Raw genomic sequence first — 18,464 nt, 5'->3', positions numbered from 1 at the left:
CGCCGAGATGATCTCGGCAGGGGATCTTCCGCCGCACCGCGCTGGCCGGTTCGATCAGCGCGACGTGCGGCTACTGACAGTGCGTTCGGGAGCGGATACCTCGTGTCGGCTCGGTCTCCGTCGTGCGGGACATGTAGACGCTACTGCTCGTCTCCTCGAAGATCGGGAAGCACTACAACCATGACGGGCCCCGGCGCGCTGAAACGCCGGGGCCCGTCATGATTCGCACCTTGCTTCTTCGCCCCCTCCGGCGGCCCGGCCGGGGGGTAGTGCCGGTTTCGTCTGCATCGGAGGGGACGGTCGAATCTCATGTTCCAGGCAGTTCCCCTGCCCAGCTACTTGATCTCTCAATCGCAACGACAGTGAATATATGCCACAACAAGAGGCATGTCTACATCCACCACGATAGTTTTTTTCCTACCCCGAAAAGGGGCTCATTGCTTTCGGGTAGGCGTCGGCTGCGCCGTCAGGGGCTGCCGGCGTGCCCGTCGCCTAGGTCACCGACCAGCACCTGACACCGGAGAGCCGCCTGGGCGTTTCGAACCGCGCAGGAAGCAGCAATCGCGGGACGTCCAGATGCACTGGACAAAACAATGATCCCACGAAGCTCACCGCCAGCATGCTCACCGCCGCGATCGAGGGCAGGGCGAGCCAGCAGCACGTTCCGTGCGATGAAAAAATCTGCACTCATGGGTGTAGACAACCGTCGTGGCCCGTTGTACTGTCTCTCTTGTTCAACAAGCAGTAAGTCAAGGGCCCGGGAGAGATGAACTGCCCGGAGAAGTTCGGTTTGGGCCGTCCCCCGCCAGCGGGTGAAGTTTTTGATCTTGCTTCCGCAGGAGGGGACGAAGAACACCGCGAAGGGCGCCGGAAGTAGTACGAGGACTTTCGAAGCGGGACCGTGCCGACAACATTCGGGTGCGGGGGTGCGCAACCTACGAGCCGGGAGGTGGTCCACGAGCACATACGTACGCAGTACGCGTCCCTGTCAACACGTTCGGACGCGGTGTCAATCACCGGCCTCACCGGCCGGCTGTTGATGTTGAGAAAATCCCCTTCGTAACGACCTCAGGCCCCGGCGCACTGCGCCGGGGCCTGAAGCCATGAACCCACCGAGAGGTGCAGTGGAAGATCCACACGCGAAACCCGCCGACAGCACTCCCGCCGACCGGCTCGACGACGACGACTATCCGGCCTACAGCATGGGCCGGGCCGCGGAGATCGTCGGAGTCACCCAAGCATTCCTGCGCGCTCTGGATGCCGCGAAACTCCTTACCCCGCAACGCTCCGAGGGCGGACATCGTCGCTACTCCCGCTACCAGTTGCGCATCGCCGCGCGGGTCCGCCAACTCGTCGACGACGGCAACCCCCTCGAGGCCGCCTGCCGGATCGTGATCCTCGAAGATCAACTCGCCGAAGCACAACGCATCAACAGCGAACTACAACAAACCATCAAAGACGGTCACGGCAACGACTGACGACAGGCATCGTCCACGCCTCCGCTGAAATCATCTGTGCGCCAAAGGGATTCGTAATCGAGTCTCGCCGGAGCCAGTGACCCCGTCGGCGTGGGGCTACCACCTCGACCGAAACCCCTTGAACATCTGCGTTTCCGGCTCTGCGCGAGACCTCCGAGGCTACCGACTGTCGGCAGGCAGCAATCATTGTCTGATAGCTCACAGTTCGAGCGTCTGGACGTGGGATCGACGACGGTCATGGCATAGTCGGTACTTGAGAACGGGCGTCTTACCAAGAAATTTGCCCGGCTCACCTACAGAAAAGAAGTTGCAAACAGTATGGCTCAAGGCAGTGTGAAGTGGTTCAACGGTGAAAAAGGCTTCGGCTTCATCGCTCAAGACGGAGGCGGCCCGGACGTCTTCGTGCATTACTCGGCCGTAACCGGCTCGGGTTACAAATCCCTCGATGAGGGGCAGCGTGTCGAGTTCGGTGTAGAGCAGGGCCAGAAGGGCCCGCAGGCACAGGACGTCCGCGCCATCTGATTCAGCGTGACTTGTGAAAAGCTTCGCACCGTCAAGGGTGCGAAGCTTTTTTCGTTGGAGCAGCAGGATTTGCAGACCGGAAAACCCCACTGCTGCAACACGTCAGTGCCGCAGCCCAATCCGTCAGTTTCTTATCCTTGAACTGCCTGACCGTGCGGCGCAACCCCCACCACGCCTGTCTCTTCAAGTGTGTCGGCCCTACCGGATTCGGTGCCACCACAGCTCCGGACACACCTCAACCTTCCGATCGAATCCGAGGACTCTCCGTCCGAGTGCAGTGCGAGAGCGGCACCGGCGCGGCAGGATGACCGGATATATCGGGCAGTAGCCACTTGGGGCAAGCTGCCAGCCCTGCTCGACGCCGAACCCGGCTGAGTCACTTTGCTGCGGGCTCGACATGCAGGGATCCGGAGGTGACCACGACATCTTGGTCGGACGACGTGACAACAAAGTTGAATGTGCCTGCAACCGTGATTGTTGCCTGATCATGTGTCAACGACGCCGACCCGCTTTTGGCGAGAGTTACTACGCCATCCTCCGCGTTCGGAGCGTAGAAGATTCGTACAGGGCTCGAAGGATCCGCCAGGTCGTAGCCAGACCCGTCGAACTGCACTGTGTCCAGCTCGACAAAGATCGTGAACTGGTCGTTTACGGCTGGAGCGAGATTTCCTGTCCCCCAGGACGTGCGAATGGTGCCGTCTTCGTTGTACTGACCGCCCACCGTGGTGGCGCGAAACGCTGTACCGTCGACTATCGCTGTCATCCACGACTGCTTGTCGACAGGATCGGGGCTGCTCGATACGCCATTTTGGCTGGACACAGGAGGACCCTACCGAGTGCTGACGAGCGTTGCGCGCTAATGCATGCCATACGTATCGGCCTCGCGCGATTCATCCGCTATTCGGCAGTTCCGTGCGTTCGGCTGGCATCGAAACGCCGATACCTTCGACAATTGCAGGCCGGTCGAGGTCCTCGTGGTCGAGGTTAAAGTCCGGTCAGGAGTCTTTCCAGCGCTGTTTCTATGTGCTGGGCCTCGGTGTGGTCGTGGCCGATGACGAGGTATTCGATGCGGGAGGTGGCGGGGTCGTCAGCGGCGATGATCACGCCCGAGCCTGCGGCAACGCAGCCCGTACCGACAGCCATGCCCGCGCAGCGCGCGACTATGCCGACTCACTCGACCTGCGAGCAGATCATCTGCCCGAGCCAGCAGGTAAACGGTTGCGCCTCACCGCAACTCGAATGCGCGCTCTCGCCGACGCTCATGACGTCGAGGCGCTGCCCGCCACCGAGGTCGTGGCATGACGGGACCGCGCGAGGACGAGCGAACTCGCATCCGCGCCGCGATCGAACGACTTCTCGTCGGCCGACCTGAACGCTCGGACGGCACCCTCACCGTGGTCTCTCTGGCGATCGAGGCCGACGTCCACCGAATGGCTCTGCAGAAACGCCATGCCGATCTGAAAGAGGAGTTCTACGCACGAGTGCGCGCCGAAACCCACCAGCCGCCCGATGTCGAGAAACGCCAGCGCGGTGAGGTCACTCGGCTGAAAAAGGCGCTGAAGGAATCACGCGCGGCCGAAGCGGAGTTCCGTCGCCGCGCCGAGCAGATCGTGCTTGCCACCGCCGTGCTCCTGCACCAGAACAGCGACGGATCGACGAACCCGAAACACTGCGCGGAGGTAAGGCACTGCGGCCTTCGGCCGGGTCCACGGGGACACGCACGACCCGTGGGCGAACTCGCCGCGAAACCGCGGTGACCACAACTAGGATCGACGACGTCTGACGCGATATGCACCTGCGGCCGGGAGCCGGAAGTGATCTCGCTGACGAGCGTCACCGATGTATTCGACATTTCCCGGTTCAGCACTGACTACATGAAAGGGTATGGGCACCATGCGCTCTGGGGGCTGCTTGTGCGGCAACATCCGGTACCAGGCATCCGGTCAGCTTTCGTTCGTCCACTTATGTAGTTGTGATCACTGCCAACGGCTGTCCGGTGCCCCGGTGATGTCGTGGCTCGACTTCCCCCGGGACGGGTTCGAGTGGACCGGGCCGGGTGGAGAGCCGTTCTGGTACAACACTTTCCCCGACTCCCAGCGCGGGTTCTGCGGTGTCTGCGGAAGTTCGGTGGCCGCCCAGGACGACGGTGACGCGGAGCTGGTCGGCGTCACCCTGATGAGCCTCGATGATCACACCGGCTTGGTACCGGAACGGCAGAGCTTCCGCCACAACGCCGTCCCATGGCTGCCGATCGTCGGCACCCAGGACTGAACCAGCCAGCCATGACACTAATATCGAGTTCTGTTGCTACACCAGGGCGGTCGGCCGGCTGGGCGTTGCGCCGGAAGGTCTGCACGGGCACGCCGTCGGCAGTCCAGGTTGGGTGCAGCTCGTTCTCAGTGACGGTTGATCATGCTGTGAGCTGGTGAAATGTGGTCAGGGCTGTTGCAGTGGCTGTGGGGCATTTATCGTCGGTAGCGGAGGCGGTGATGGTGTCGTGGTGCCGGCCATCGCCCGGCTTGTGCAGGCGGACGACGACTCGGTGCGGGACGTGATCCACCGGTTCGATGAGGTCGGCCGGGCCTGCCTGGCCTTCGGGTGGGCGGGAGGCCGTCCCCGCCTCCTCGGTACTGACGACGAGGACTTCGTCGTCCAGACGGCCACCACCCGCCCGACCCGGCACGGCCAGCCCTTCACTGGCTCGGAGTGGCTCGGGTTGGCCACCGCCCCCAGGTCTGGGGCCAGAGCGATTCAGCTGCCCCAGGCGGGGCTGGTGTTGGGCGGGTAGTTAGAGCTGGAGGCGCCATTCACCCAGCCATTCACGTCCTGCCCGTCCCATTCCAGCAGTGTCTCGGCGTTGCGGATGCACATGTCGTAGTCGAGACTCCCGAACAGGCGGCTGACGGTGATCTGCTGATTGAGCTGCTGGTACCCCTTGCCTGTCTTGTACTCCATCTGCACCGTGGTCCGGAGCAGCCCGAGGCGCAGATCCCCGTTCACCACGGTCAGGACTCCCTGCTGCACGTTGCTGTCCTTCTCCTGCAGCCCCTTGTTCTGGACCGCCAGCTGGCCGATCTTCTTGAGGGAGTTGATGATTCCGGTGAGCGTGTCCGCCGTCACCAGCCCTCCGACCAGCTCGGTCACCGCCGAGATGGCCGGCGACAGGGACAGGGACGAGATGGACACACTGCGGCTGTCGCCGGTGATGTTGACCAGGAACGGCATCGTTTCGAACTGGAGTGCGAAGATGATCCACTGAAAGACATCGAATGCCGTGGATGACTGATCGAAGCCTGCGGAGTCCTCGGTCTTGCGCAGGATGGTGGCGGCCACGGACTGCCATGAGCCGAAGGACGCCAGCGGCCCGAGGCTGGGCAGCCCACTGTTGTCCCCGCCGTAGGCATTGCCGACCCCTGTCTCCTGGTTGCTGTCGTCGAGCTCGCAGCCGTCGGGGCCCAGCAGCCCGAGCTTCGCCAGCATCTCCTGTGGGGGCGCCTGCCTGCCCTCCGCCCACATGGCGATCTCCAACGCTTCCCGCCGCAACTGCTCTCGAATCAGAGTGCTCACGGTCCTCCTTCCTCCTGCACTCAGGATGCGTGCGCGGCGTACTGCTCGCGCGACTCGCAGATCAACCGCTCGATGTCCTGCACCGTCTGCACCTGGGGGATGGCCTTGAAGCCCAGGTTGACCTGGAAGCCCAGCTCGACCGCGCCCAGAAGGCTGAGGAGTTTCATGGAGTCAACCCCTGGCAGCTCTCTCACCGTGGTGGTGTTCGTGATCTCCTCGCGACACTCCGTGCCGCTGAGGTCCAACTTCTCGCGGATCAGGGAGTACAGCTGCTCTCGCTCTTGGGGGGTCAGATGGGTGTTCATGGCTGCTCCTCGTGGGTGTATGGATGGTGTGCAGCTGGCCCGGGGGAGCGCTCCACAGTCCCTCGAGATATTGCTGCCGTGTTTTGCTTCGCTTCACCTTGCCGCTGGAGGTCTTGGGCAGCTCCCCCGGCGGCAGCAGGATGATCTCCGCCACGGGCAGGGACAGCTTCGCCTGGATGTGGCCGCGGACCTGCCGCGCCACCGTGGCGGCGTCTCCCCTGCGGAGCTCGGCGACGATCACCACCTCCTCGGTAGCCCGGCCTGGCCGGGTGAAGGCCACGACGTTGCCCTTGCGCAGGCCGGGCACCTCGGCCGCGGCCCACTCCACCGTCTGGGGGTCGTGATTGCGCCCATTGATGATCAGCAGGTCCTTCTTGCGGCTCGTCACGTAGAGGATGCCTTCGGCCAGGTATCCACAATCCCCGGTGCGCAGGCCGTGAGCGGTGAAGCTCCGCCGGGTCGCCTCCGCGTCACCGTGGTAGCCCGCAGCCACGCTCGGCCCCTGGAAGACCACCTCGCCGATGTGCCGCTCCGGGAGCGGATTGCCCGCATCGTCCACGATGAGGATTCGGTGACCCGCGATGGGGCGTCCGCAGGGCACGAACGCCACCTGCGCCCCGGGGGCCTCGGTCTGCGAGGCGGTCCGCGCGAGGCCGCTCGCGTGGTAGGGCTCCTTCTGGATGACATCCAGGGCGAGCGGAACTCCGATCTCGCTGAACGAGATCGCGAGCGTCGCCTCCGCCATGCCATAACACGGCACCACTGCCCCCGGCCGCAGCCCCGCCGCCGCGAAGTGCGCCGCGAAGGAGCGCAGCGTCTCCGGGTGGATGGGCTCGGCGCCGCAGCCCACGACCCTCAAGCAGGACAGGTCCAGCCGCTCAAGCTCCTCCGCCGAGGTGTGCTTGACAGCCAAGGCCAGACCGAAGTTGGGCGCGAAGGTCACGGTCGCCCGGTGACGGCTCACCGTTTCCAGCCACAACCTCGGTGAGAGCGCGAAGCGCAGCGTCGGCAGGAAGCTCACCGGGCAGCGCACGATCAGCGGTGCCAGCACGAAACCGACCAACCCCATGTCGTGGTACATGGGCAACCAGCTCACGCCCCGGTCTCGCCCGCGCTCAAGCCGAAGGGCGCTGATGATGGCCGCGCAGTTGGCTAGGACGCTGGCGTGCGTGACCCGCACTCCCTTGGGGGCCGCCGTGGTCCCCGAGGTGAACTGCAAGAACATCACGTCCTGCGGGAGGATCGCCTCGGGCTGGGGCGCACTCCCCACCAGAGGCTCGGCGAAGAACTCCTCCGCGACGACGGACTGCAGGCCCTCGACCGCTCGGACGAGCGGGTCCAGCAGATCCGCCAGGCTCCGGGGCATCAAGAGCACACGCGCTCCCGCCGCGCGCAGGATGCCGACGGCGTCCTCGCAGTACGCCTCCAACTTGCCGAAGCTCATAGGCGGGTACAGGGGGACCGGGACGACGCCCACCGAGACCGCGCCCAGGAAGGTGAGAACCAACTCCTGCTCCTCGGGGACGATGAGCGCGATGCGCTCGCCCTTGCGCAGGCCGCTGCGAAGCAGCCTGCGCCCCCGGAGCAGGGCCTCACGCGACAGCTCCGACCAGCTCACGAAGTGCTCGCGCCCGTCCTCCTGGATGAAGGTATAGCCACTGTCCGAGTGGCCGAGGTTCTCGGCAAGGACCTGAGTGAAGGTCGAGGCCGTCGCGCCCTCAGACAGCGCTTCTTTGGAGAACATGGGACCTGCCCCGGGGGAGTCCGGCGGGTGGATTGCAGAAAGGACCTTGAACCGACTTACTGGTTCCAAGCGGGGCTATTGTTGGGCGGCATCGAGGCGCTGGCCGTCCCGCCCACCCAACCAGGAACGTCCTGGCCATCCCAGTCGAGCAGGTAGCTGGCGCTGCGCTTGCACTTGTCGAAGTCGAGCACGCCGTAGCCTCTGTAGAGTGTGAGGTCCTGTGTCAGCTGCTGGTACCCCTTGCCCTCCTTGTACTTCATCTCTACCTCGGTCCGGACGGTTCCGAGGTAGTAATTGCCGCCATTGCACGACAGAAGCCCGGTCTGCTGTTTGGTCTGCTTCTCGTCCGTCCCTTTGTTCTCGAACGCCAGCTGGCCAACCTTCTTGATGGTCGTCACGATGTCATCGAATTCCGTCGGCGTCACGATGCTCAGGACCAGGTCACTCACTGCGTCGACGCCCTTCTCCAGAGAGAGCGAGGAGATGCCCGCTGTACGGTTGTCAGCATAGAATGTTCCCCCTTGGAAGAACGGCATCGTGGAGAACTTATAGAGGAAGTTGGCCCAAGAGACCGGGTCGTAGTCCGTGACGCCTGGGTTGAAGTTGCTGATGCTATACGCCTTGTTCACGATAGTGGCGGCGACGGAATCCCACGTTTTGAAGCTCTTCAGAGGCCCCAGGTCGGGCAGCGAGCTGTCGTCGCCCACCGCGCTGTTGCCCACCGCCAGGTCCTGACTCCCAGAGTCGAACTGCGAGAGCACGGACATCGTGGCGGCATCCGGCTCGGGGCAAGGCATCTGCCACAGCGCGATCTCCACGGCCTCTTGGCGTAGCTGGGACTGACTGATCTCGGTCATGACTGCTCCTTGTCTGCGAGTGAGGTGCTACACAGGGTGAGGTGCCACAGCGAGATGAGACGATGTTTGAAGAGAGGCTGAACTATTCCAGGCAGGGCTGCCATCGGGCAATGCATAGCTGCCAGTGCTGCCGACCCGAGCATTCACGCCCCGGGGACCTTACGCGAGCATCGTGCTGACGTTCCGAATACGATTCTTGAACTCGGGTTCGCCGTAGCAGCGGTAGATTGAGAGTCCTGCTTGCAATGTAGCGTAGCCAAGTTTGATCATGTTGGCCAGGACTATCCCCAATGGGTGCAGCTCGTTTTGAGTGACTGTTGATCACGCGGCGACCGGTCGGCTGATGGTGTGGACGCGCTAGTGCTCGCGGGCGAGGTGATATCTCCAATATTCCTCGAAGTCGTGGTTGTCGAGGAGAGCGCGTAGCGCCAGAATGGCTCTGCGCTATCCAACCCCATCTGGCGCCGCCTATTTCGAGGCGGTCGCCGATCAAGTGCCTGGCCGCTCGGCGAACCTGCCCAACCGTACGACGACTCGAAGCCCAGCGTGTGCGGGATTCGGAAAGGCCGGTCAGAAGCGATGTCGGCGGCGGAGCCGCGGCGGCCTGCCGTCCGGGTCGTAGAACGTCCGGTAGAGCGGGGTGGCCCAGGCCCGGGTCGCGCGGCTGAGCCGAGGCGGGTCGTGCGGGCGCAGTCGGCCGGGCGGGCGCGGGCCGCGTTGGCCGTCGGCATACCAGCGGGCCAACGTCGCGGCGCTGGCGCCGAACACGGTGAAAGCGGTGCGAGGATCGACGAGGTCGGCATCGTCGCCGACGCCGCGGTCGAGATGTTCGCGGGCCAGTGTGAGCCGCAGGTCTCGGGCGAAGACACCGGCTGGTTCGCCGAATCTGCTCGGGGACAAGGGAATACGCTGATCGACCGCCTCGTCCACTATCGCGCAGGACAGTTCGGAGTCGTAGGTCCAGGATCTGCGGTTGAGGTTGTCCGACCCGACCGAGGCCCAGACATCGTCGATCACGCACACCTTGGCGTGCACGTAAACCGGTGTGCCCGCGAGGTTTTCGATGCCGTAGACAGCGACGCGGTCACCACCGGCCGCGCGCAGCAGATCGAGTGCGCCTTGCTGACCGACCAGGTTCGGCGGCTGCGACAGCCGCCCGTCCTGGTCGGGGTGGTGCGGCAGTACCGCGATGAGGTGCAGTGTGGGGCTCGCGCGTAGCGCCGCGGCGAAGCAGGCGGCGACCTCCGCGGACCAGAAGTACTGATCCTCCACGTAAATCAGAGTGTGAGCGCGCGCCAGGACCTTTTCATAGGCGCGGGCGATACTGCGTTCACCGTTCGGGGCGAAGGGGTACCCGACGCGGCGCGGGTACGTCCGTAGCACCTGCACGGTGTGTGAGCCCCGTGGCAGCGGATCGGGCAGCTGAACCGGCAATACCCCGGGTGTGACGTCCTCACGGCGCAGCGCATCGATGATGCGCTCGAACGGGTTTCGGCTCAGGGGCGCCGGATCCTCCCACCGTTCCCGGAACACCGTCTCCACGTCGCCGACAGCGGGCCCCTGGATGGCGAGTTGGATATCGTGCCACGGTGGACGCGATCCGTAGACCGCCGCGATCGGCTGCGACTGACTGTCGCCGCGGTGGTCACTGTCATCACGTCGACTGTGGCACAGGTCGATTCCACCGACAAAGGCGATATCGAGTTCCGGTCGCCCGGGATGCCGGAGCACCACGAATTTCTGATGGTGCGACCCGCCCACCCGCACGCGCATATCGCGCAGGCATTCACCGCCCGCGGCCCCGATGTCTTCACCCAGATGCCGGTTCTGCTGCTCGCTGAACGCGAAAGCGTCCACATGCGAGCGCCAGATGAGACCTTTCACCACCACGCCTCGAATAGCCGCCTCGCACAACAGGACTGAGATCTCATCGCCGTCGGCGTTCATCGCCTGGTCCGGATCGCCACGCCAATCGGTGAACAGCAACAGATCGCCCGCACGCATCAACCGCACACAGCGCAGCAGCTCACCGAAATACGAGGCACCGTGCACGAGTAGCCGGACCTCATTGCCCGCGGTCCAGGCCGCACCGTCCGTATGACGCCGATCCAGCCCGGTCGCGCGATTGCCACGCTCCTCGGCGCTGATCAGCCAGTCGGTGATACCCACTACTGAAAAGCACCAGCGTTCTCGACGGCCCACACGGCGAACGAAAGCGCGGGTCGGCCCAACAGTTTTCGCACGGTGTCGGTGGTCGGTCCGGCCTCGCGCGCATAGTCGGCGAGGCTGCCGAGCAACCGGTCGGGAACGTCGTCGGGCAGGCCTTGCGCGAGCATCGCGGCACGAACCTGCTCGGGGGCGAGCTCGGCGAAGGACAGCGTCCGTCCGAGGGCCTCGCCGATGATTCGAACCTTGTCGCGCTGGGTGAGCGACTCCGGACCCGTCAGCACGTAAGCGCGGCTGGCGTGATCGGGTGCGGTCAGTGCTTTGACCGCAACGGCGGCGATGTCTCGTTGATGGATCGGTGAGGTGGCGGCCGCACCGTAGGCGCCGCGCACGACGTCGCCCGCATGGATCTGCGGCGCCCAGGCCAGGGAATTGGCGTCGAAGTCCGAGCAGCGCAGGAATGTCCAGATCAGACCGGAGGCCTTGGCGGCGTCCTCGACCGCCATGAAGCCCTCAGCGAACCGGGACTCGCCCGCCGGGTATTCGACGGTTGCCGCCGAGATGACCACTACCCGCCGCGCGCCGTGCTCGGCGGCAGCCGCGAGTAATTCCGCGGCGGCGTTCCCCACCGCGCGCGGGATGAGCAGCACGGCCTCGGAGCCTTCCCACACCGCGCGCAGCGTCTGCGGCTGGGACGGGTCGCCGACGACCATCTCCACGCCGTCGGGCATGTCGGCGCCGGAGGCCGTGCGGCTGACGGCCTTTACTTTGTGCCCGGCATCGAGCAGAAGTTGGACCGTTTCGCGCCCAACGGTTCCGGTGGCTCCGGTGATGACGATCATGAGGTGTTCCTCTCGGGTTCAGTCCCGTAATGCCTGCTCGCGCAATGAGTTCAGTGTTCGGGACAGGACGCGCGAGATCTGCATCTGGGAGACGCCGAGTTGCTCGGCGATCTGGGTTTGGGTCTGGGATTCGAAGTAGCGCATAACCAGTACTCGGCATTCACGCTCGGCCAGTGCCCCGATCAACGGTTGCACCGTCAGGCAGTCCTCGACGGCGCGATAGCGCGGTTCCTCGACGCCGAGGGACTCCAGCACGGAGATCGGTGCGTAGTCGGTGTCACCTTGGATGACCTCATCGAGCGAGTACGTGCGGTAGCCGTCGCGGGCAACGAGTGCTCGGGTGACTAGGACCCGATCGATGCCGAGTTCGTCGGCGATCTCGGTGGCGGTGGGCATGCGGCCCAACCGCTGGCACAGCGCATCGACCGCGACGCCGATCGACAGCTGAATCTCCTTGAGCCGCGTCGGCACCCGCACCGCCCAGGCGAAGTCGCGGAAGTATCGGCGGACCTCGCCCATGATCGTCGGCACCGCGAAGGCCAGGAACGGCGCACCGAAATCAGGGTTGTACCGGTCGACCGCAACCACCATCCCCACTCTGGCGGACTGCAGTACATCGTCGAGGCTCTCACCGCGGCCGGCGAACTTGCGGGCGATGTGCTCGGCCAGTGGCAGGCATCGCCGGATCACCTCTTCCCGCAGGACTATTCGATGCGGGTCGGCCACGTCCAACTCCGCGAGTCGGACGAACAGCGGTTCAATGTTGTCGTAGCTGTCGGCGCGGCGATGTGCACGTGGCTTTTTCGCAGGGGAAGTCGATGTCGTCGGATCGTTCATCGGTACTGCCTCGAATCCAGCTGAAATCGACGTTGGGTACGGCCGACCGTCACCCGGCTGCGCGGGACCGTCAGAAGTAGTGCCGGCGGCCACCAACCGGGTGACCGGCCATCCCCGAGATCGTCACCACCACACCGACAATCAGCACGACGACACCAGCGGTCATGAGCAGGATGAGGTCGAGCACAAGTCCGGTGACGAGGAGGACAACTCCGAGAATGATCATGAGTTCGCGGATCGGTGAAATGCCATGCTGTTATCCATCTACCCATCGCGGGCGGTCAGGTCCAACCAGTAGCACCAGTTGCCCAGCGCTTCGGTACGACGCGCGAACATGGAGTAGCCATGAAACAGACGGGCACCGTCACGCTGGAAGACACTCTGCCGCGATTGCACCCGGTCGTGGAAGTCATTGTTGAAGTTGTTGCCGGAGCAGGAGTACCAGGGAAACGCCCACCCTCGGCGCGCCTGGTACTCCTGGATATCGGCCAGCGGCGCACGGGAGACCGCGGCGAACGAGGTGTCACGCGCGCACAATCGGGCCAACAGATCGTCCGAAACCTCTTCGGCCGCAGCACTGCAGCTCGCGCACCCCGTATCTCCACCCGGATCGAGCAGGAAGTGGCAGACCAGGAGCCGGGGCAGACCGTGGAACAGATCCACCAACGTGGACTCACCGCCCGGCCCCTCGAATTCGTATCCCTTGTCCAGCTTGACCATTGGGAGCCGCTGACGCCGCGCCTCGACCGCGTCGCGTGCTCGGGCGGCTGCTCTGTCCTGTGCCGGCACCTCCTCACGGCCGATCAGCCATTCGCCACGGGAAGCCGCCTGCGGCAGGCTCATGCCTTCGTCTATGAGAGATCGTTGTAGTGTTGGTAATTGAGATGTCGATAGCGGGGTCGCGTCAATTGTTCGCGGTGAACTCATCGTGGCGGTCCATGTAGATCGAGATGTGGAGAGTGAACGTTTGTCGGCCGCGCCGATGCAGAGGGCTTCTCGCCATGCGCCCAACTGCGCCGGCCAAGCAGGCGATTACGGACTGGGTTGCGGCAGATCCACTTGGCAGTCAGCGATCTTCGGGTTGACGCCCATGTAGTTGAGGGGCCCGGCGAAGATGGTTACCGCGATGGTTCCGGTGCTCGCGCAGTTGGTGGGTGCGCTGTCGTAGTAGTGGCGTTGCCCAGCGGCGACGGCGCCGATGATCAGCCACACGAACAGCAGCACCGCGACGATGCCGGCCAGCCCCATCGAGGACCGTCTACCTCCGCGCATTCTCGGGCCGTCGGCTGCGTATGTTCTCATTTTCTAGCTCCATACTTGAATGCTGCAGTGCGGGTGCAGGTTTCAGTAGTAGTGACGTCGCCCGCCGACCGCGTGACCAGCCGAACCGGCGACCATCAAGATCACACCGATGACCGCGACGATGATTCCGAGGGTGACCAGCAGCGGAATACCGAGTAGGAATCCGGCGACGGCCAGGATGACTCCGAGAATGATCATGAGCATTTACCTGATTTCAGGAATACGTGAAATGTCACGCGGCAAATTGCGGGGTTACCGATGGGAGCGCAGTTATCGGCGTTGATCGCCACGTGGGCGTGTGACCGAACAACTTGCTCCAACCGCGTTCACGGGTGGCAGGCCGGTCGTCGACCCCCTGCCCAGCAGCGTTGCCGGGTTCATCGGCCGCGGCATGAGTACTGTGCGACTCGAGCAGGTGGGGTGTTTCTGCGGCGTGCTCATTTTCGAAACCTGTGCTCGGATCTGTTGACCCTCTAAGTAGACGCCCCCCGAACCTTGCTGTCAACAGTGTAGAACTACAGTGATTTGCTACGATGTATCCTTCATTGGTTAGACTCCGCTACAACAGGTAGGGCGTTAGCTGCGGAACCGCCTCGACCGGATGGAGGGCCGCGATACCTGCCCCGATGCCGTCGAACTCCCAACCGGCTGGCGTACGGAACAGTTTCCCCATCACCAGCGCGGTATGCGGGCCACCGCTCAGCATGCATCGGGTGATCTCCGTTGCCGTACCGGAATCCAGCAGACGGCAGTAGGCGTTGGCGATCTTCGCGAAACTTTGACCGGAGTAGGAGGTCACAACAACGATGACCGTCGTTATCTCCGGCGCCACCCGCACCAAGTCCAGAACAATCGTTTCGCTGTCACCGACACCTTCCCCTGTCAGGTTGTCGCCGGTGTGCCGGACAGACCCATCGCGCGAAATCAGCTGCTCGTGATAAACGGCATCGACCAGCCGTTCCTGGATGAAAAGCAGTGCCGCCACGTTCAAGTCGAAACTGTCCCCATCGGCCAACGTACTGTCGGCACTGTCGGTACCAGCCCGACGGTCGTATTCCGTTGGGTCCCAACCCAAGGCCACCGCGACGCATTCGAGTGCCACGCCCCGTGGATCCCGCAGCACGATCGACATCAGCCGTTCCCCTTCAGATCTCCCTCAGTAGACCCCGCTCGAATCGCACTGTCAACGTTGTAGTTCTACGCCGCCGCCAAGAGGCGGGCGACGCGCAAAGTTACTCGCACTCAATGGCATTCCCTGTTTGAGAGGGCCGATACGGGTTATCCGCCGAAAGGACCGGCCGGACACGGTAGGCCGAGCAACCTTCACGAAAGGGCTTGTGACATGAGCGCGGTAGACAAGGCGAAGAACAAGGCCGACGAACTCGCCGGCCGGGCCAAGGAAAAGTCCGGCAAGGCAACCGGCGATGAAGACCGAGAAGCCGAGGGCAAGGCCGATCGAGCCAAGGCTGACCTCAAGAGCGCGGGCGAGAAGGTCAAGGACGCCTTCCGTAAGTGACCTGACGTCGCCGACGTCGGTTCGAGTGGGTAGTCACCTCCGGGAGACCACCCGCTCGAAGACCGTACGGTTTAACGGCGACGGTCGACGCACGCCTGATCCCGACCCGTCACCAGTTGTAGACCTACAGTGTTGACACCGTGGTCCGGGCAGCGTCTAATTGGACTATCAACAGATCCGCATCCGGGCACTGCGGATGTCCGGTGGCGCGGCGGGAATTGCGTGAGAGGGACTCTCCGATGCAGGACCACGCACAACGATCCACCAGCGGATCCGCAACGATGCCCGCACCCGCGTCCGGCCGGTTGACGATCTTCGATCGATTCGCCACCGCCGCCAGCGCCCTGGCATCCAAAGCCGCATTCTTCGTCGCCTGCGTACTACTGGTGTTGCTCTGGGCGCCGACCTTCCTGATCATGCCGAGCATCGACACGTGGCAGCTGGTGATCAACACCGCCACCACGATCATCACGTTCCTGCTCGTCGCGCTGCTGCAAAATACCCAGTCCCGCTCCGATAAGGCTGTGCAGCAAAAGCTCAACGCGATCGCCGACGCGCTCGCCGACTTCATGGGTGTACTCAGCACGGACCATCCCGAGCTGAACCGTCATCGCGAGGAGCTCGCCGACGCCGTCGGCTTGGAAAAACGCGAATCGTCGTAATTCTTCACCGACCGACCATCCATTGAAGACCTGATGGTGATGCGACGACCGGACCGGCAGCTGGCCGAAATCCAGCGCGAGCACTGGCAGAACACCTACCACACTCATCCTCTGCCGTACGGAGACCAACACTCGGCGCCAGCGCAATACGCCGCTGATGCCTTCCGCACGGTCGGCGCGCATGAGGTACTGGAACTAGGCGCCGGGCAGGGCCGCGACAGCCTACACTTCGCCCGACTCGGATTCGCTGTGCAGGCCACCGATTTCAGCGATGTCGGCCTCCAACAACTGCGGGCTCGCGCCCAGGCGGAGGGTCTGCGCACACTCAGCACGGCGGTGCTCGATGTACGCATGCCGCTGCCGCAGGCGAATGCGTCCGTGGATGCGGTGTTCGCGCACATGCTGCTGTGTATGGCGTTGTCCACCAACGAGATTTTCGCCCTGGTCGACGAGATCCGCCGCATCCTGCGGCCGGGTGGCATCCTCGTTTACACGGTGCGTAATACCGGTGACGCGCACTTCGGGATCGGAATAGCGCACGGGGGCGACATTTTCTAGCACAACGGATTTGCTGTGCATCTCTTCCCCCCGATATCTCGTCGCCGAACTCGCCGAGCGCTGGCGCTTGCGGGACATCCGCGCATTCGAAGAGGGCGAGCTACCGCGCCGCATGTGGCGGGTTACCCAGATACCGACCGACTGACCTCAGCCGCTGCGACCAGTCGGCGGCGGGAACCCACTCCCCCCGCGTCCAGTCCGCACCCTGTCCGGCGTAAAACCTTTGCGGGGCAAACGGTCTCATCGAATCCCGGCTAGCGGCGGCGGTGAAGATCCGCCCGCGCAGGCCGTGGAACGGATCCAGCAACGTAGACGTGCCGCCGGGTCCCTCGAATTCGGATCCGTTGTCCAGCTTGATCGTCGGCAACCTTCGGCGCGGCGCCTCGACTGCTGCACGCTCATGCCGTCGTCGTGGGTGAACTCCCATTCGAAGGGCCGGGCGGTCTCGTTGTAACGACGCTCGAAGGCGGTAAGCCGGTCTTCGACCTGGTCAAGGCTGGTGAAGTCGTTGGGAGACAAGGCTTTGCGCTGCAGGATGGAGAAATAGATCTCCACCTGGTTCAACCAGGAGGCGTGGACCGGGGTGTGGACCATGACCGCGTTGGGGAACCTGGCGCTGAGCCGATCGGCCGCGGCTTTCCCGCGGTGGCTCGACCCGTTGTCGACCACCCAGAACACCCGTTTCGCTCAGGCGTAGGGCTCGCTGGTCATGACGTTCTCGACCAGCGCCATGAACGGGGCGATGCCGGTCTCGGCTGCGCAATGCCCTGTTACTCGGGCCCGGGCGACGTCGTAGGCTGCCAAGTAGGACAGTGCTCCGCGACGGTCGTATTCATGGTTGACGCGCATCATGCGCGAGAGGCCGGGCGGCAAACTCGGGTGGCAGCGGCAGCGGGCCTGGATGGAGGTTTTCTCGTCGGAGGAGATCACGTATTCGTCCTCGGCGAGGGGCTGTCCTTCCCAGATCCGGTGGTAGAGGTCGAGCACCAGGGCTGCTTTGGCGGCGAAATCGGGGTCGCGGATGAATATCCACGACTGAAACTGCCATGGTTCGAGTGCTGCACCGGACAGGATCCGACGGATCGTCGAGGACGAAATAGATTCGGCGATACCGGATTTGACCGCCTCAGCGGCCAGATCGCTGCTGCTCCACCGAGACAACGGCACCCCGGTCTCAGCCGGAAGTCCGCAGGCCAGGGCTTTGACCTGGGTTCGTTGCAGCGGCGTGAACCGCGGCGGCCGGCCCGAGCGGGGCCGGTCGATGAGTCCGCCCAGGCCGTGGTCGGCGTATCGACCGCGCCACAGGCGCACAGTATCAACGACCACGCCGCGCCGGGCGGCGATAGCGTTGTTGGAGTGCCCGTCCCCGGCATCGAGAACGATCCGGGCCCGCACGACCAACTGGTAGGCGGCGGTGCGGGAATAGGCGATTGTCTCGAGTCCGCGCCACTCGGAGGCGGTCAACACGATCTGGCGGGCACGGGAAACAGGCCTGCGGGCAACAACTTTCATCACGACCATTCGAACCGACCGCGTGAGGATGCCCCACCCCGGCACCGTTGCCGGTGACCGACACACCGCAACAGGGGAAGATGGCGACCATGCCTGCCATCCCTGACTCGACGAAAACCTCCCTGGGCCAGCGGCTGCGCCAACACGCCCGCGACCACTGGCCCCAGCTGGGCGAACTGCACATTCGTTTCCACGCCCAGTTCGCCTACGTCGAAGCCGAATTGGCCGACGGGGACCCTCTGCCGCTGCTGCGCCTACGATACGGCTCATCGGCATCGTTCTGGGGATTCGGTCTCTACCTGGCCAGCAACGGCAAATACCAGGACCAGATCCTGCCCTCCGGGCTACCCATCGGAAGCCCCCAAGAAGCCCTCGACTGCGCCTGCGACCTCTACCTCAACCACTGACCCCCGACAGACTTACAAGCAGGACCACTAAGGGCGTCGCACCTGACACTATTTGGGCACTGAGAGAGCGTCTGAGAACTCGGTGAGGGCGTCGGTGTGAGGCTCGAGATTTGAGTGAACTCCTGGTAATTCAGTGTTTACCAAGACGCTGATCTACCAGGAGTTCGTGTGCCAGTATCGCCGATTTCG

Annotated in this window: 26 protein-coding genes; 10 read left to right on the top strand and 16 right to left on the bottom strand. The window is 63.9% G+C overall.

Annotation, left to right across the window (positions count from 1 at the left end):
* Positions 1 to 1,124: 1,124 nt before the first annotated feature.
* Positions 1,125 to 1,478, top strand: a complete 354-nt coding sequence (locus GFY24_RS39480) for a MerR family transcriptional regulator (protein WP_309231890.1) — start codon at positions 1,125 to 1,127, stop codon at positions 1,476 to 1,478.
* A 318-nt stretch (positions 1,479 to 1,796) separates the two neighbouring features.
* Positions 1,797 to 2,000, top strand: coding sequence for a cold-shock protein (locus tag GFY24_RS39475; RefSeq protein WP_153810236.1), 204 nt, complete (start codon positions 1,797 to 1,799; stop codon positions 1,998 to 2,000).
* Between the two features lie 376 nt (positions 2,001 to 2,376).
* Here the strand turns inward: GFY24_RS39475 and GFY24_RS39470 are convergent, their stop codons facing one another.
* Together GFY24_RS39470 and GFY24_RS43965 are read right to left on the bottom strand one after the other, a co-directional pair.
* Positions 2,377 to 2,820 carry a hypothetical protein gene (locus GFY24_RS39470; RefSeq protein WP_153810235.1) on the bottom strand — a complete coding sequence of 148 codons (444 nt, stop codon included), beginning with the start codon at positions 2,818 to 2,820 and terminating at the stop codon, positions 2,377 to 2,379.
* 164 nt (positions 2,821 to 2,984) lie between these two features.
* Positions 2,985 to 3,068, bottom strand: a complete 84-nt coding sequence (locus GFY24_RS43965; protein WP_375336166.1) for a hypothetical protein — start codon at positions 3,066 to 3,068, stop codon at positions 2,985 to 2,987.
* Between GFY24_RS43965 and GFY24_RS42735 the strand changes: the two genes are divergently transcribed.
* From GFY24_RS42735 to GFY24_RS43960, 4 genes are all read left to right on the top strand, one after another.
* On the top strand, positions 3,045 to 3,302 hold the full coding sequence (locus GFY24_RS42735) for a hypothetical protein (RefSeq protein ID WP_228567113.1): 258 nt from the start codon (positions 3,045 to 3,047) through the stop codon (positions 3,300 to 3,302). The genes GFY24_RS43965 and GFY24_RS42735 overlap by 24 nt on opposite strands.
* Positions 3,299 to 3,757: a hypothetical protein gene (locus GFY24_RS39460; RefSeq protein ID WP_228567112.1), complete on the top strand. Its 459-nt coding sequence runs from the start codon at positions 3,299 to 3,301 to the stop codon at positions 3,755 to 3,757. The genes GFY24_RS42735 and GFY24_RS39460 overlap by 4 nt, the downstream gene beginning before the upstream one ends.
* A gap of 127 nt (positions 3,758 to 3,884) precedes the next feature.
* Positions 3,885 to 4,271: a GFA family protein gene (locus GFY24_RS39455; RefSeq protein WP_309231889.1), complete on the top strand. Its 387-nt coding sequence runs from the start codon at positions 3,885 to 3,887 to the stop codon at positions 4,269 to 4,271.
* Between the two features lie 154 nt (positions 4,272 to 4,425).
* Positions 4,426 to 4,788, top strand: coding sequence for a helix-turn-helix domain-containing protein (locus GFY24_RS43960; RefSeq protein WP_375336164.1), 363 nt, complete (start codon positions 4,426 to 4,428; stop codon positions 4,786 to 4,788).
* On the opposite strand, the gene GFY24_RS39445 is transcribed toward GFY24_RS43960, so the two are convergent.
* The 12 genes from GFY24_RS39445 to GFY24_RS39400 all read right to left on the bottom strand — a co-directional run bounded on the left by GFY24_RS39445 (position 4,752) and on the right by GFY24_RS39400 (position 14,752).
* Positions 4,752 to 5,567: a hypothetical protein gene (locus tag GFY24_RS39445; RefSeq protein WP_228567111.1), complete on the bottom strand. Its 816-nt coding sequence runs from the start codon at positions 5,565 to 5,567 to the stop codon at positions 4,752 to 4,754. The two genes, GFY24_RS43960 and GFY24_RS39445, sit on opposite strands and share 37 nt — an antisense overlap.
* 20 nt (positions 5,568 to 5,587) lie before the next feature.
* Positions 5,588 to 5,734, bottom strand: a complete 147-nt coding sequence (locus GFY24_RS42730; RefSeq protein WP_228567110.1) for a hypothetical protein — start codon at positions 5,732 to 5,734, stop codon at positions 5,588 to 5,590.
* Positions 5,735 to 5,738: 4 nt separating this feature from the next.
* Positions 5,739 to 7,616 carry a fatty acyl-AMP ligase gene (locus tag GFY24_RS39435; RefSeq protein WP_228567109.1) on the bottom strand — a complete coding sequence of 626 codons (1,878 nt, stop codon included), beginning with the start codon at positions 7,614 to 7,616 and terminating at the stop codon, positions 5,739 to 5,741.
* A gap of 56 nt (positions 7,617 to 7,672) precedes the next feature.
* Entirely contained in the window at positions 7,673 to 8,473 is an 801-nt protein-coding gene (locus GFY24_RS39430; protein ID WP_153810232.1) for a hypothetical protein, read from the bottom strand.
* Positions 8,474 to 9,043: 570 nt separating this feature from the next.
* Positions 9,044 to 10,642: a phospholipase D family protein gene (locus GFY24_RS39425; protein ID WP_309231888.1), complete on the bottom strand. Its 1,599-nt coding sequence runs from the start codon at positions 10,640 to 10,642 to the stop codon at positions 9,044 to 9,046.
* Positions 10,642 to 11,481 carry an NAD(P)H-binding protein gene (locus tag GFY24_RS39420; protein ID WP_153810231.1) on the bottom strand — a complete coding sequence of 280 codons (840 nt, stop codon included), beginning with the start codon at positions 11,479 to 11,481 and terminating at the stop codon, positions 10,642 to 10,644. The genes GFY24_RS39425 and GFY24_RS39420 overlap by 1 nt, the downstream gene beginning before the upstream one ends.
* A gap of 18 nt (positions 11,482 to 11,499) precedes the next feature.
* Positions 11,500 to 12,318, bottom strand: coding sequence for a SigB/SigF/SigG family RNA polymerase sigma factor (locus GFY24_RS39415; protein ID WP_153810230.1), 819 nt, complete (start codon positions 12,316 to 12,318; stop codon positions 11,500 to 11,502).
* A gap of 70 nt (positions 12,319 to 12,388) precedes the next feature.
* Complete coding sequence (locus tag GFY24_RS41465) at positions 12,389 to 12,544, bottom strand: DUF6131 family protein (RefSeq protein ID WP_194853202.1); 156 nt, start codon at positions 12,542 to 12,544, stop codon at positions 12,389 to 12,391.
* Positions 12,545 to 12,582: 38 nt separating this feature from the next.
* Positions 12,583 to 13,161 carry a DUF899 family protein gene (locus GFY24_RS39410; protein WP_194853201.1) on the bottom strand — a complete coding sequence of 193 codons (579 nt, stop codon included), beginning with the start codon at positions 13,159 to 13,161 and terminating at the stop codon, positions 12,583 to 12,585.
* A 189-nt stretch (positions 13,162 to 13,350) separates the two neighbouring features.
* On the bottom strand, positions 13,351 to 13,590 hold the full coding sequence (locus GFY24_RS39405) for a hypothetical protein (protein ID WP_375336165.1): 240 nt from the start codon (positions 13,588 to 13,590) through the stop codon (positions 13,351 to 13,353).
* Positions 13,591 to 13,662: 72 nt separating this feature from the next.
* On the bottom strand, positions 13,663 to 13,818 hold the full coding sequence (locus tag GFY24_RS41460; RefSeq protein ID WP_194853200.1) for a DUF6131 family protein: 156 nt from the start codon (positions 13,816 to 13,818) through the stop codon (positions 13,663 to 13,665).
* A 361-nt stretch (positions 13,819 to 14,179) separates the two neighbouring features.
* Positions 14,180 to 14,752, bottom strand: coding sequence for a TerD family protein (locus tag GFY24_RS39400; RefSeq protein ID WP_153810228.1), 573 nt, complete (start codon positions 14,750 to 14,752; stop codon positions 14,180 to 14,182).
* Between the two features lie 210 nt (positions 14,753 to 14,962).
* Between GFY24_RS39400 and GFY24_RS39395 the strand changes: the two genes are divergently transcribed.
* From GFY24_RS39395 to GFY24_RS39385, 3 genes are all read left to right on the top strand, one after another.
* Positions 14,963 to 15,136, top strand: a complete 174-nt coding sequence (locus GFY24_RS39395; RefSeq protein WP_153810227.1) for a CsbD family protein — start codon at positions 14,963 to 14,965, stop codon at positions 15,134 to 15,136.
* Positions 15,137 to 15,417: 281 nt separating this feature from the next.
* Positions 15,418 to 15,798, top strand: a complete 381-nt coding sequence (locus GFY24_RS39390) for a low affinity iron permease family protein (protein WP_153810243.1) — start codon at positions 15,418 to 15,420, stop codon at positions 15,796 to 15,798.
* A 33-nt stretch (positions 15,799 to 15,831) separates the two neighbouring features.
* Positions 15,832 to 16,356 (top strand): class I SAM-dependent methyltransferase, encoded by a 525-nt coding sequence (locus GFY24_RS39385; RefSeq protein ID WP_228567108.1) that lies wholly within the window; start codon positions 15,832 to 15,834, stop codon positions 16,354 to 16,356.
* A 240-nt stretch (positions 16,357 to 16,596) separates the two neighbouring features.
* Here the strand turns inward: GFY24_RS39385 and GFY24_RS42725 are convergent, their stop codons facing one another.
* Positions 16,597 to 17,025, bottom strand: coding sequence for a transposase (locus GFY24_RS42725; RefSeq protein ID WP_309231887.1), 429 nt, complete (start codon positions 17,023 to 17,025; stop codon positions 16,597 to 16,599).
* Positions 17,026 to 17,043: 18 nt separating this feature from the next.
* A complete protein-coding gene (locus GFY24_RS39375; protein WP_228567107.1) occupies positions 17,044 to 17,868 on the bottom strand; it encodes a helix-turn-helix domain-containing protein in 825 nt (274 codons plus the stop codon).
* An 89-nt stretch (positions 17,869 to 17,957) separates the two neighbouring features.
* Here GFY24_RS39375 and GFY24_RS39370 point away from each other — a divergent pair, with 89 nt between their 5' ends.
* Positions 17,958 to 18,275, top strand: coding sequence for a hypothetical protein (locus GFY24_RS39370; RefSeq protein ID WP_153810225.1), 318 nt, complete (start codon positions 17,958 to 17,960; stop codon positions 18,273 to 18,275).
* The last annotated feature ends 189 nt before the right edge of the window (positions 18,276 to 18,464 follow it).

The organism is Nocardia sp. SYP-A9097, assembly GCF_009649815.1.
Classification (GTDB): domain Bacteria; phylum Actinomycetota; class Actinomycetes; order Mycobacteriales; family Mycobacteriaceae; genus Nocardia.
Note: the sequence above shows the minus strand (reverse complement) of the source record. Positions and strands in the feature narration are given on the sequence as shown.